This is a genomic window from Delftia sp. SD018 (assembly GCF_017355445.1).
Taxonomy (GTDB): Bacteria; Pseudomonadota; Gammaproteobacteria; order Burkholderiales; family Burkholderiaceae_C; genus Comamonas; species Comamonas acidovorans.
This window is the reverse complement of record NZ_JADDRN010000014.1, coordinates 133,620-146,803: the sequence shown is the minus strand read 5'-3', so window position 1 is coordinate 146,803 and position 13,184 is coordinate 133,620. Positions and strand designations below refer to the sequence as shown.

The 13,184-nt window shown below is 68.7% G+C and carries 9 protein-coding genes; 6 read left to right on the top strand and 3 right to left on the bottom strand.

The annotated features are described in order from the left end of the window. Positions 1-44: 44 nt before the first annotated feature. The gene (locus INR38_RS15785) at positions 45-1,928 is read right to left on the bottom strand and encodes a phosphodiesterase (RefSeq protein ID WP_207441974.1); all 1,884 of its coding nucleotides are present in this window, start codon (positions 1,926-1,928) and stop codon (positions 45-47) included. Between the two features lie 140 nt (positions 1,929-2,068). Between INR38_RS15785 and INR38_RS15780 the strand changes: the two genes are divergently transcribed. Continuing rightward, positions 2,069-2,704: a Crp/Fnr family transcriptional regulator gene (locus INR38_RS15780; RefSeq protein WP_013803698.1), complete on the top strand. Its 636-nt coding sequence runs from the start codon at positions 2,069-2,071 to the stop codon at positions 2,702-2,704. A 120-nt stretch (positions 2,705-2,824) separates the two neighbouring features. After that, a complete protein-coding gene (locus tag INR38_RS15775) occupies positions 2,825-5,104 on the top strand; it encodes a diguanylate cyclase (RefSeq protein WP_207441976.1) in 2,280 nt (759 codons plus the stop codon). Positions 5,105-5,120: 16 nt separating this feature from the next. Here INR38_RS15775 and INR38_RS15770 read toward each other — a convergent pair whose 3' ends face one another. Together INR38_RS15770 and INR38_RS15765 are read right to left on the bottom strand one after the other, a co-directional pair. Continuing rightward, positions 5,121-5,813 carry a Crp/Fnr family transcriptional regulator gene (locus INR38_RS15770; protein ID WP_207441978.1) on the bottom strand — a complete coding sequence of 231 codons (693 nt, stop codon included), beginning with the start codon at positions 5,811-5,813 and terminating at the stop codon, positions 5,121-5,123. 114 nt (positions 5,814-5,927) lie between these two features. Next, complete coding sequence (locus INR38_RS15765) at positions 5,928-8,252, bottom strand: DUF6351 family protein (RefSeq protein WP_207441980.1); 2,325 nt, start codon at positions 8,250-8,252, stop codon at positions 5,928-5,930. A 276-nt stretch (positions 8,253-8,528) separates the two neighbouring features. Here INR38_RS15765 and INR38_RS15760 point away from each other — a divergent pair, with 276 nt between their 5' ends. The 4 genes from INR38_RS15760 (at position 8,529) to INR38_RS15745 (ending at position 13,184) form a co-directional block, all read left to right on the top strand. After that, entirely contained in the window at positions 8,529-9,461 is a 933-nt protein-coding gene (locus tag INR38_RS15760) for a LysR family transcriptional regulator (RefSeq protein ID WP_012204057.1), read from the top strand. Between the two features lie 120 nt (positions 9,462-9,581). Then, positions 9,582-11,171 carry an ABC transporter ATP-binding protein gene (locus tag INR38_RS15755; RefSeq protein ID WP_207441981.1) on the top strand — a complete coding sequence of 530 codons (1,590 nt, stop codon included), beginning with the start codon at positions 9,582-9,584 and terminating at the stop codon, positions 11,169-11,171. Beyond that, positions 11,158-12,264 (top strand): ABC transporter permease, encoded by a 1,107-nt coding sequence (locus tag INR38_RS15750; RefSeq protein ID WP_012204059.1) that lies wholly within the window; start codon positions 11,158-11,160, stop codon positions 12,262-12,264. The genes INR38_RS15755 and INR38_RS15750 overlap by 14 nt, the downstream gene beginning before the upstream one ends. Further along, positions 12,264-13,184, top strand: a complete 921-nt coding sequence (locus INR38_RS15745) for an ABC transporter permease (RefSeq protein WP_013803692.1) — start codon at positions 12,264-12,266, stop codon at positions 13,182-13,184. The genes INR38_RS15750 and INR38_RS15745 overlap by 1 nt, the downstream gene beginning before the upstream one ends.

Genomic DNA, 13,184 nt, shown 5'->3' with positions numbered 1-13,184 from the left:
AGCCACCAGCCCGCAGCCTCGCAAGAGCCTGCGGGCTTTCTGTTTCAGGCAGGCCAGGCTGCTGCGGTGCCATGCAGTGCCGGGCGCCGCGCTTCATCGTGCGGCGTGTGCAGCGCGATGGCGCCGCGCCCCGGCAGGCTTTGCGCCTTGGCCTGCTGCTTGGCCAGGGCCGCGAGGTTGGCGATGTCCTCGGGTGCCAGCACGCTGCCCGGCGCGACGCGCACCACGCCGATGGACAGCGTGGTGCAGGCAAAGAATCGCCGGATGCCGTGGCGGTCCTCGGCCCAGATGCCTCCGGCCTCGCGCGCCTGGTCGTCGAACAGCTGGCGCGCCTCGCTGGCGAAGGCGCCCACAATGCCTTCGCAGCGCCGCTGCCAGTCCTCGCTTTGCAGCAGCAGCATGAAGTCGTCCCCGCCCACATGGCCCACGAAGTCGCGCCGCGCATCGCAGTGCGCCACGGCCAGCCGCGCCACCAGGCGGATCATCTGGTCGCCGCGCCAGTAGCCGTAGTGGTCGTTGAAGGGCTTGAAGTGGTTGAGGTCGGCGTAGCAGGCCACGAAGCCGGCTCCGCTGTCCAGCAGTCGCTGCATGTGCAGGCTGATGGGGATGTTGCCGGGCAGGAAGGTCAGCGGGTTGGCGTGGCGCGCGGCCTCGATGCGGGCCTCGGTCACGCGGCGCACCAGCTGCTCGCCCGTGCCCAGGCCCACATAGCGGCCGTTGTCGGTGACGATGAAGCCGTCGCTCAGGTAGCGCTGGTCCTGCGAGGTCAGGATGCCCACGAGCTGGTCCACATCGCAATCGAGCTCCACGATGCGCGGCTGCACGTTGGCAAAGGCCAGGCAGGGCTTGCGCCCGTGCACTTCGCGGAAGTACAGCGTGGCGTAGTGGTTCATGAACTGCTGGCGGTTGATGAGCGCCAGCGGCCGGCCGGCCTCCACGACGGCAATGGCATGCAGCTGCTGGCCGGCCTGGAACAGCTCGGCCACCTCGTCGTTGCTGGCCGCGGGCACCACGCAGGGCGCCTGCATCACCATCAGATTGCGCAGCACCCCCGGGCGGGCGCTGTGTCCCTGGTGGGGCAGCACGGCCACGCGCGGGTCCTGCGCCACGCTGCGCGCCTGCGTGCTGATCTGGGGCCGGGCGGTTTCGGCAGGGCGGCCCAGCAGCCAGCCCTGGCCATACGGAATGCCCAGGTCGCGCAGGGTGCGCAGCTCGTCCTCGGTCTCTATGCCTTCGGCGATCAGCGTGGTGCCGAAGACCTCGGCAATGCCCTTGATGGCCTGCAGCAGCTGCAGCGTGGCCGGGCGCTGCTCGATCTGGTGGATGAAGTATTTGTCGATCTTGACGAAGTCGGGCTTGGCCTCGGACCACAGGCGCAGGCTGGAGCGGCCGTCGCCAAAGTCATCCAGCGCCAGGCGCGCGCCCGTGGCATGCACGGCCTTCACGGCGGCGCAGACGGCGGGCATGTCGGTCACATGGTCGTGTTCGGTGATCTCCACCACCAGGGAGCGGGCCTGCACGCCGAAGCTGCGCACCGTGTCCCCGACCATGCCGGGGCCGCAGACCCCCACGGCCTGCACCAGTGCCTGGGCGCTGAGGTTGACGAACAGCCGGCCCGGCGCACTCTGCCGGCCCCAGTCCTGCAGCGCCACGCAGACCGCCAGCAGCTCGAATTCCCGAAGAATGCCCTCGGCCGCCGCCCCCTTGAGCAGGGCATCGGGCGTGTGCAGCGGCGTTCCCTGGGGGCCGCGGATCAGCGCCTCGTGCGCATAGATGCTGGCGCTGCGCAAGTCGGCCAGCGGCTGGAAGACGCAGTACAGGCCGCCCGCGCGCATGAGCTGCGCCACGGGGCCTGCGCCGGACCGCACGGCGGCGGAGAGCACGGCCGCGGCAGCGGGCAGGCTGGCGAGCATCTGGGGATCGATCATGGGCTCAACTTTTCAGTTGGATACATTACGTTTCACTGGTGACATTCTTGTGACAAGTATGCCGCCTGCGGACCGGTGTGCTGGCGGCGGATTGACATGGCTCAAAACGCGGCGGGAGCAAAGCCGGCAAAGTTGCATGCATGTTCGCCCTGTCTTCCTTGCAAGCTTTCGCCTTCGCGCCGGGTTCCGCCCAGGTGTTGGCCGCGGGTACCTGGCTCAGGCTGCGTCGGCAGTCGCCGGATACGGTGATGTATCTGGAGCGCGGTCGCGTGCTCCTGGGCATAGGCCAGGGTGGGCAGATGCGCCACCAGCTCGGTGTCGTGGAGGGGCCTGCCTGGCTGGATGCGGCCTTTGTGCTGCAGCGGCGCGGCAGCAGCCTGGACATGCTGGCCGACAGCGATGTCCGCGTGCAGCAACTTCCCCAGGCCGACTTCCTGAAGGCCGTCTCGCAGCTGCCGTCGCCCGCCCAGCAACTGCTGCAGGACATGGCCCAGGCCTACTGCGCGCAGACCGAGCTGGCGGTGAGCCGCCTGTCCAAGGACGCCGAGGCGCGCTGCGCCCAGTGGCTGCTGCGCCATGCCATGCCGCACGAGGCTGGCGGCCTGCGCGTGACGCTGCACCTGCGCAAGCGGCTGATCGCCGCCCAGCTCGGCATTGCGCCCGAGACCTTCTCGCGCGTGCTGCGCCAGTTGCGTGAGCACGGGCTCATCGCGGGCCGGGGCAATGTCATCGATCTGCCCAAGCCGGCGGCCCTCGAAGTGCTCGCAGTAGGCTGATTCCCACGCCGCTGACGGGTGCCGGCCTGCAAGCGCCGGGCCTTGCGGGGCGGGGTATCCACTGGTTCGCGGGTTCCACCCAGTGGGACGGCTTTCGGGCCTGCATATATTGATGGCGTCATGTCACTGGACGCCCGCCGATCTCCCTTTTTCCAGGCACTGCTGGCATCCCAGGATGCTCCGCAGCTGCCGGGTTCACCCTCGCGGCCGCGCGCGGCCACAGGCTGGGGCGCCATGCGCTGCACGGTGCTGGCGCTGGCCGCTGCAGCCGTGCTGCTGGCGGGCCTTGGCAGTGCCTGGTGGGTCTCGCACAACATGCGCCAGCAGACGCTGGAGCGCGCCATGGCCCGGCAGGCCGACGAGGTCGATACCGTGGCGCGCATGCTGGCAGCGCGGCTGGAGCAGCAGCAGCGCCTGCTGTGGGTGCTGGCCCAGGGCATTGCAGACCAGGGCAGCGACCCGAGCCGGCTGATGGGCGAGATGCTGCGTGGAGACGCATCCGTGCGGCTGTTCGACACCCTGCAACTGGCCGACGCGCGTGGCCAGCTGCAGCTCAGCCTGCGCGGCGGCCGTTCCGAGCCCCTGGTCGATCTGGACGAAGGCGTGCGCGACGTGATGCGGCGCAGCCTGGCCGATGGCCGGCCCGTGGTCTCCACCATGGTGCGCAAGGGAGCCGATCCCGGAATGATGGAGTTGCTGTACGCCGTGCCGCTGCGCACCGGCAACGGCACGGTCAGCGGCGTGCTGTCGGCCGGCGTGCGCATGTCTGCCCAGGCCCTGCTGCCGCCCAGCATCGATCCCTCGCGCTCCGGCGGGCGCCTGCTGGTCATGCAGCGCGACGGGCAGATCCTGGCCCACTCCGACCCCTCGCGCTGGTCGGCGCGCGCCGAGGCCGAGCCCGGCCTGGGCGCGGACTGGCTGCAGGACCCCGCGGCCGGCGCAGTGCAGGTGGGCCCCGACACCCAGCGGCGCGCGGGCTACCTGGTGACGACGGCAGGCATGCCGCTGCCGCAGTGGCTGGTGGTCAGGATCACCCCCGAGGAAGCCATCGCGCCCAGCCTGGCGCCGCGCGTGCTGTGGTGGCTGCTGGCCGCCGTGGCCGGTGTCGCTGGCCTGCTGGTCCTGCTGCTGATCCTGGTCACCGAACCCATGGCGGCCCTGCACCGCACTGCACGCCAATGGCTGGCGAGCCAGGGAAGGCTGATGGCCGAGGAGCCCGATCCCGCGCCCGAACCCGAGCCGGGCCATGCCGAGGAAGGCGGCTGGCGCATGCCCTGGACCCATGCCTGGGGCGAAGCCTCCACGCTGTGGCAGGCCCTGCACCGCCTGGGGCAGATGGGGCAGGAGCAGGCGCACGAGGTCGGCCGGCTGCAACTGCAGCTGCAAACGCTGATGGACTACGCGCCCGTGGGCCTGGTGGTCACGCGGTCGGCGCATCTGGAGCTGGTGGGCCTGCAGGCCGCGCGCATGCTCGGCTATCCGCCGCGCGAGCTGCAGGGGCAGGCGATACGCCAGCTGTGCGCCTCCGACGCGGCGCACATCCAATTGCTGGAGCGCGTGCGCAAGGACCTGGACATGTACGGCCAGTTCGACAGCGAGCAGTGCTTTGTCCGCAAGGACGGCCGCCCCATCTGGGTGCGCCTGCACGGCCAGAGCCTGCAGCGCCTGCAGCGCGGCCTGGAGCCGCGCGCCGTGGTGCCGGCAGACCCCACCCTGGTCTGGGTGGTCGAGGACGTGACCATGCAGCGACTGGTGCGCGAGCAGCCGGGCTGGAAGGCCATGCACGATCCGCTGACCCTGCTGCCCAACCGCGAGGCCTTTGCCATGCGCCTGCATGAATGGCTGCAGGAATGCAGTGCCGCCCAGCGCCTGCCGGCCGAGGCGCTGCAGCAGGGTGAATCCGCCCTGCAGCAGAGCGACAACACCGCCGTCGCCACGATCGAGGAGGCGCAAGAGGCGCAAGAGGCAGAGGAGGAGACCGTCGGCCTGCAGCAGCATGGCGTGATCCTGTTCCTGGACCTGGACCACTTCGCCCACGTCAACCAGCAGGGCGGCCATGCGGCCGGCGACGAGGTGCTGTGCCACATGGCCCGGCTGATCGACAGCGTGGTCCGGCCGCTGGGCTGGGTGGCGCGCCTGGGCGGTGATGAATTCGCCGTGCTGCTGGCGGGCACCTCGGCGGAGCAGGGCATGCTGCTGGCGCAAAGCCTGTGCATGGCAGTGCAGGACTGGGAGGGTGCCCATGAGGGCCAGCGCTACCTGATGGGCGCCAGCGTCGGCATGGTGGTGCTCGATGCCCGCCAGCACACGGTCAGCAGCGCGCTGCGCTCGGCCGACATGGCCTGCTATGCGGCCAAGCGCAAGGGCCGCAACCGCGTCGAGGTGCTGGAGGCCGCCTGAGCGCCGGGGCCGTGCCTCACTCGAAGGATTCGCTGAAGCGCCGCAGTCCTTCGGGATCGATCAGTGTCAATGCGCCATAGGAGATGCGGACTGCTCCGATGTCCTCCAGCTCCCCCAGGGTGCGATTGACGATCTGGCGCGACACGCCGGCCAGGCTGGCCAACTCCTCCTGCGACATGCCCAGGTGCCGGTTGCCGGTGTCCGGATACAGCCTCGAATCGGTCAGCTCCGAGATGCAGTGCGCCACATGGCGGCTGGAATGGTGCAGCCGTGCATGCTCGCAGCGGCCGATGAACTGGCCCAGGCGCGCATTGAGCTGGTCCAGCAGGAAGCGGTTGAAGCCGAGGCTGCGCTCCAGCAGCCAGTGAAAGGTGCTGGCCGGCATCAGTGCCACCAGCGTATCCTCGATCGCCGTCGCGTCGAACGGCCAGCATTCGTTCTTGAGCAGTGTGCCCTCGCCGAACCAGCAACCCGGGGTAAAGGTGGCCAGCGTGGTGCTGCGCCCGGTAGGCGACAGCGCATGGATCTTGACCGCTCCCTGGACGACACCGGCCCAGTGGCCGGCCCGGTGCGTCTTGTGGCAAAGCGGGGTGCCGGCCGGTATGTGCCGCAACAGCACCTCCCGCCGCAACCTGAGCAGGTGGGCCCTGCTCAGGTGGGGCGCAAAGGGCGCGGACTTGAGGACGGCGTTGATCGTGGGCGGCTGCATGGTGCTTGATGCAAATCTTCAATGAAAGTCTGCTGCTTCATTGCATGAATTGGCACGCTGCAAACCCTGATCACCGGCCCCCGGACCCCTGCGGGACTTCGCGCAGGGTGCAACTCAATCGTTGCGCGAGACCGGCGCAGGCCCGGCCTTGGTGCCCGCCGGGCCGGCACTGAAATCGGTCAGGAAGGCCGCCTCCTGGCTCTGGCCCGTTCCGGCCTGGCTCCAGTCGCACACTCCCGCCGCAAACACTGCGGCAAGGCGCTTTTGCTGGGCCGGGCTGAAGGTGATGCCGGCGTACTCCGGGCTGGTGAACGAAAGGGGCTTGAGCTGGCACTGGTAGATGTCCTCCGCGAGCGGACCTCCGGCCACCTGGCGTGGCGACAGGGTCGGCTTGAGGGGACAGGCAGGGTCGTCCAGGGCCAGGACTTTGTCCAGATCCGAAGGGGCGGCTCCCGTTGCGGCGATGCATCCATCCCTGACATCCGAAGGCCTGTTGCGCACCACTTTCTGTGCCAGCGCCGCGCCGGTGGTGTCGCGCTCCACGGCGGTCAGCCAGCGGTCCATCATGACAAAGGCCTCGCGTCGCATGGCCGGGGCGATCAGCAGCGGGACCATACCCTTGCTGGCGCGGATCACATGGTTGTCATGGTGGCCGTTGGCGGCATCCAGCCGTGCGCGTTGCTGCAGACTGCGCCAGGTCATGTGGATGTCGCTGCCGCCCTCGGGCCGCAGGTCAATGATGGCCACCTGGGACAGGTTCCTGCCGTTGCTGGTGAGGCCACTGCTGTAGAGCCTGGGCAGCAGGCTGGCCACGGCCCGCTCGCGGGCTGCCGGCCGGGACGCAGTGCCGCCGGTCCAGTCCATGTCGTTGGTGTAGCTGCCGATGCCTTCGTTGAGCTGCACGAAAGCCTCCGCGTCGATGGCGCCCGACTGCAGTGCCTTAAGTCCGTACTGCAGGCCCGTGTTGTCATACGGCAGCTGCGGCTTGGTGTGGCCGTCGGTGTCCTTGAACGTCCCGAACACTGGTACCAGCATGTCGTGGATCGAGCAGCGCACGCCCTGGCCGCGTGTGCGCGGGTCGTAGACGATGGAGGCGGGAAAGCCCACGCCGCAGTTGTCGGGCAGCCGGGGGTTCTGGGGGGCGATGAAGCTCCCTACCCATTTGTCGCAGTAGCTGGCCGGATGACCATTGATGGCGGCCTTCGCGGTGTCGCTCAGTGCCTGTCCTGCGGCCGTCCTGTAGTAGCTGGACAGCAGGCCGCAGTCGCGTGTTTCCATCCAGGTGGACACTGCATCGGGATAGCTCAGCCCCGTCTGTATACCCTGCAGCAGACCCGGCATGGCGGAGGCGATCACTGTCTGCATCATGGAGCCACCCGAGTCGCCGTCGCCCATGGTGTAGCGCACTTCGCCGTAGTTCTCGATCAGATGCTCCTTGATGCGCATCATGTTCTCGGCGGCCAGCAACTCGTTGTTGTTGTGCAGGTGGTTGGTCAGCATGGCTTTCACGACCATGTGGCCTGCCGCGAGCGCGTTGGGGTCGAAAGGCAGGCTGCCGCTGAACTGGTCGAGGAGGTTGACCGCCGGCTCCTGGAAGCGATTGCCGGAAGCGGCTGCGCCGAATCGCCACAGCACCTTGCCGTTCCATCCCTTTTGCGGCTCCCAGGGCGTCCAGGCCTGCGCGGGGTCATGGTAGGCCAGAATCTGGTAGGTGCCGCGGCCCATGACGCCAGTTTCCATGCGCAGCAGGTGCTTGACCGTATCTCCGCGGTCGTTGGTGAAGTCGGCGATCTCGCTGTCGGCCGGGCGCTGCGATGGGTCGTAGGCCACATGGCAGGGCGTGGCGCCTGCCGGACCCATCGTGCAGGCGCTGCCTTGCCTGGCCTTGGGCATGTAGTAGTAGGTGTACAGGGTCCTGGTATTGCACTGGACATCCACCGGATCGGTATCGAGACCGCTGACGCGCGTGGTCACGGTCGCCGACAGTGCCGTGCCCGGCACGGAAACGGTGGCTTGCGCGCCATTGCGCGTGGCGCAGATCCACGGCGCGGTCTGCGGCCCGGCGAAGATGGGATCGCCCCGGCCATGGTTGGTGATGTCCAGCCGTGCCCTCGCGCTGCCGGCCGCCGTGGCGGTGAGGGTGTTGGCGCCCACCTTCAATCCCTCGACCCGGCCCAGAATCCGGCCATTGGCGCGCAGGGCGAACCGGGCGGTGACATCCGTGCCATTGAGCGCCACCTTCAGCGCACCGGGCGGGCTGCCCTTGGGCAGCACAATTTCAATATAGGCATTGCCGTCGCTGATCATGTCGGCCCGGTTGGACAGGCTGCGTATCTCGATGACACCCAGGCCTGAGTCACCGCTGCCGCCGCAGGCGGTCAGCACACTGGCGAGCGTGGCTGCGGCCACCATGCCCGAAAAAGGGGTTGGCTGTTTCATCGTCTTGTCTCCTGCAATCCACTTCCTTTTGAAGCGATTTCATTGAATCACGCTAACAGTCTGCAAGTCTGTATAGGTTTGGACAATGGTTTGCTGGCGACTGGCTCGCATATTGCATGTGCTGCGTGCACAAGTGTTTAACCGCCCCTGCCCAGGGCATTCTTGGTGCTTGTATCTAGCTGGCGGGGGTCATGGCTGGGTTACGCTGCGGGCTCCCCATGACCTGCGGCGCGTCCCCGGCGCGACCGCTCTTTTTTTCGCTGATTGCTTCGCTACATGCGCGACCAGGCCCTGTTCGACAAGATTGATCTGCATCTGATACGGGTGCTGCACACGGTGCTGACCGAGCGCAGCGTCTCGCGTGCCGCATTGCGCCTGGGCATGCACCAGCCGGCGGTGTCCGCCGCGCTCAAGCGCCTGCGCGACCTGGCCGGCGATTCGCTGCTGGTGCGCTCGGGCGCGCACATGCAGCCCACCGAGGCCGGGCTGCGCATGGTGCAGCCGGCCGCCGACATCCTGCGCGCGGCCGAGGGCCTGTTCAGCGATGCGCGCCATTTCGATCCCCGCACCTCCACGCGCACCTTCCGCATCGCCGCCAGCGACTACCTGGACCCGCTGTTCCTGCCGCGCCTGGTGGCCCATCTCAAGACCGAGGCGCCCGGCTGCCCCGTGGACATCCTGGCCCTCAACGGCGACGCGCACTACGAGGTGCAGCTGGCCCAGGGCGATGTGGACGTGGTGATCGGCAACTGGCCCGAGCCGCCGCAGGGCCTGCACATGGCCAGCCTGTTCGAGGACGAGGTGGTCTGCCTGGTCAGCCCCCAGCACCCGGCCGTGCGCCGCGGCTGGGACGTGGCCCAGTGGCTGGAGGCCGAGCACATCGCGCCCACGCCCACCTACCCGGGCGCGCGCGGCGTGATCGACGACCAGCTGTCCCGCATGGGCCTGCAGCGCCAGGTGGCGGCGCGCTGCGCGCATTTCAGCCTGATCCCCGACATCGTGGCCACCAGCTTGCTGGTGCTGACCACGGGGCGGCTGTTCTGCGAGCGCTTCAGCCAGCGCCTGCCCCTGGTGATCCTGCCCTGCCCGGTGGAGTTTGCGCCGCTGGTGTACTACCAGCTGTGGCATGCCCGCACGCACATGGGCGCCTCCACGCGCTGGCTGCGCGACGCCGTGCGGCATGTGGCCCTGATGTCCCGTGCCCGCTAGGCGATGGCGGCAGGAACCGCCTTTTTGGTGAACAAAGTGGTGGTCGATATGAGGGCCGCCGAGGCGGTTTCAAGGACTTGTGTTCCAGTTTGTTGCAGAAATTGAAAGACAATCCCAGCCATGAATCCCCCCGATACAGTCCCCCTGCCAGCCGCAGCGCCGCCCCGGCTGCAGCTGACAGGCATCACCAAGCGCTATCCGGCGGTGGTGGCCAACAACGGTATTTCGCTGACCGTGGGCGCCGGCGAAGTGCACGCCATCCTGGGTGAGAACGGTGCCGGCAAGTCCACGCTGATGAAGATCATCTACGGCGCCGTCAAGCCCGACGAAGGCCGCATCGAGGTCGATGGCAAGCCGGTCCACATCCGCAACCCGCAGGAGGCGCGCCAGCTGGGCATCGCCATGGTGTTCCAGCATTTCAGCCTGTTCGACACGCTGTCCGTGGCCGAGAACGTCTGGCTGGGCCTGGACAAGAGCCTGCCGCTGGCCGAGGTGGTGAAGCGCATCGAGTCCACGGCGCATGACTACGGGCTGGAGGTCGATCCCCACCGCCCCGTGCACACGCTGAGCGTGGGCGAGATGCAGCGCGTGGAAATCATCCGCGCCCTGCTCACGCACCCGCGCGTGCTCATTCTTGACGAGCCCACCTCGGTGCTCACGCCGCAGGCGGTGGAAAAGCTCTTCGTGGTGCTGCGCCGCCTGGCGTCCGAGGGCTGCTCCATCCTCTACATCAGCCACAAGCTGCACGAGATCCGTTCGCTGTGCACGGCCTGTACCGTGCTGCGCGGCGGGCAGGTGACCGGCGTGTGCAACCCGGCCGTGGAGAGCAATGCCTCGCTGTCGCGGCTGATGATCGGCTCGGAGCCGCCCGAGCTCACGCACCGCGAATCCCAGGTCGGCGCCAGCGTGCTGCGCGTGCAGGGCCTGGCGCTGGCGCGCTCGGAGCCCTTCGGCGTGGACCTGCATGGCATCCAGCTCGATGTGCGCGCGGGCGAAGTCGTGGGCATCGCCGGTGTCTCGGGCAATGGCCAGAAGGAATTGCTGTATGCGCTGTCCGGCGAGGACACGCGCGCAGCGCCCGAAATGGTGCAGATTGCCGGCCGGGAGGCGGGGCGCCTGGGCCCCGGCCGGCGCCGTGCGCTGGGCCTGCACTTCGTGCCGGAGGAGCGTCTTGGCCGCGGCGCCGTGCCCAGCATGGGCCTGGCGCACAACCTGCTGCTGACGCGCAAGACCGCGCTGGGCGCGGGCGGCTGGATCCGCATGGGCCAGTTGCAGGAGCAGGCGCGCGCCATCATCGCGCGCTTCAACGTCAAGGCCGGTGGCCCCAACGCGGCGGCGCAGTCGCTGTCGGGCGGCAACCTGCAGAAATTCATCGTGGGCCGCGAGATCGATGCCAGGCCCAAGCTGCTCATCATCTCCCAGCCTACCTGGGGGGTGGACGTGGGGGCGGCCGCGCAGATCCGCGGCGCCATCCTGCAATTGCGTGACGAAGGCTGCGCCGTGCTGATGCTCAGCGAGGAGTTGGACGAATTGTTCGAAATATGTGACCGCCTGCATGTGGTGGCCAAGGGCCGGCTGTCGCCCTCGGTGGCGCGGGCCGATGCCACCGTGCAGCAGATCGGCGAGTGGATGAGCGGCCTGTGGGACGGTGCTGCCGCCCCGAACGCCGCCCAGAATGCCGCCAGGGGAGGCGCCCATGTTCAAGCTTGAGCAACGCCCCCAGGCCTCGAAGCTGTGGACCTACGGTTCGCCCGTGCTGGCGCTGGCCATCACCGTGCTGATCGGCGTGTGCCTGTTCGTGATGCTGGGCAAGGACCCGGTGCGAGGCCTGCAGGCCTTCTTCTGGGACCCCGTCAAGTCCACCTATGCGCTGGGCGAGCTGGCCGTCAAGGCCACGCCGCTGCTGCTGATCGCGCTGGGACTGGCCGTGTGCTTTCGCTCCAATGTGTGGAACATCGGTGCCGAAGGCCAGTTCGTGATCGGCGCCGTGGCCGCAGGCGGCGTGGCGCTGCTGGCGGACAAGACCACGGGCCCGTGGATCGTGCCCGCCATCCTGGTGGCCGGCATGCTCGGCGGCATGGTCTGGGCCGGCATCGTGGCCCTGCTGCGCGACCGCTTCAACGCCAATGAAATCCTGGTCAGCCTGATGCTGGTCTACGTGGCCACCCTGGTGCTGGGCTTTCTGGTCTACGGGCCGTGGAAGGACCCCATGGGCTACAACTTCCCGCAGACCAAGACCTTCGAGCGCGTCACGCAGATCCCCAAGCTCATGCAGGGCATGCGCACCAATATCGGCCTGCTGCTGGCGCTGGCTGCGGCGGCCATGCTGTGGGTCTTCCTGTTCCGCACCCGTGCCGGCTTTGCGCTGCAGGTCGGTGGGCTGGCCCCGGCTGCTGCGCGCTACGCGGGCTTTTCCTCGCGCCGCGCGCTGTGGACGGCGCTGCTGATCTCGGGCGCCGCCGCCGGCCTGGCCGGTGCGCTGGAAGTGGCCGGCCCGCTGGGCCAGCTCACGCCCTATGTCCCGGCTGGCTACGGCTTTGCCGCCATCATCGTGGCCTTCGTCGGCCGCCTGCATCCCGTGGGCATGATCTTTTCCGCGATTCTCATGAGCATGTTCTATATCGGGGGCGAACTCGCCCAGTCGCGCCTGGGCCTGCCCAAGGCGCTGACCGGCGTGTTCCAGGGCCTGCTGCTGTTCACGCTGCTGGCCTGCGACACGCTGGTGGCCTACCGCGTGCGCTGGGTGTCCCGCACGCCCGTGGTTCCGCCCGCAGCGGCGCCTGCCGTCAAGGAGGCCCGCTGATGGAATCCTATGCACTGCTGCTGGGCTCCACGCTCAGCGCCGGCACCGTGCTGGCGCTGGCCGCGCTGGGCCTGCTGATCAATGAAAAGGCCGGCATCGTCAACCTGGGTGCCGAGGGCATGATGCTGTGCGCCGCCATTGCGGGCTTTGCCGCCGTGGTCCACACGGGCAGCACCACCGTGGGCTTTCTGGCCGGCATGGGCGCGGGCGCGCTGCTGGCTGCCATCTTCGGCGTGCTGGTGATCTGGCTGAACACCAACCAGTACGCGACGGGGCTGGCGCTGTCGCTGTTCGGCACGGGCTTCTCGGCCTTCCTGGGCCTGGGCTATGTGCAGGCGCGCCTGCCCGAGCTGCCCAAGTTCGCCGTGCCCTGGCTGTCCGACCTGCCCGTGGTCGGCACGGCGCTGTTCCGCCTGCATCCGCTGGTCTATGGCGCGGTGGTCATTGCGGCGGCCCTGGTCTGGTTCCTCTACCGCACGCGGGCCGGCCTGGTGCTGCGCGCCGTGGGTGAGTCGCCCCAGTCGGCCCACGCGCTGGGCTATCCGGTGCGCCGCATCCGCCTGGCGGCCGTAGTGTTCGGCGGCGCCATGTGCGGGCTGGCCGGCGCCTACATCTCCACCGTCTACACGCCGCTGTGGGTGGAGGGCATGGTGTCGGGCCGGGGCTGGATCGCGCTGGCGCTGACCACCTTTGCCACTTGGCGCCCTGCGCGCGTGCTGCTGGGCGCCTACCTGTTCGGCGGCGTGACCATGCTGCAGTTCCACCTGCAGGCCACGGGCGTGCAGGTGGCCAGCCAGCTGCTGTCCATGCTGCCCTACCTGGCGACCATCGTCGTGCTGGTGCTGATCTCGCGCAATCCGGCCTGGATCCGTGCCAACATGCCGGCCTCGCTGGGCAAGCCCTTCTACCCGGGCTCCTGA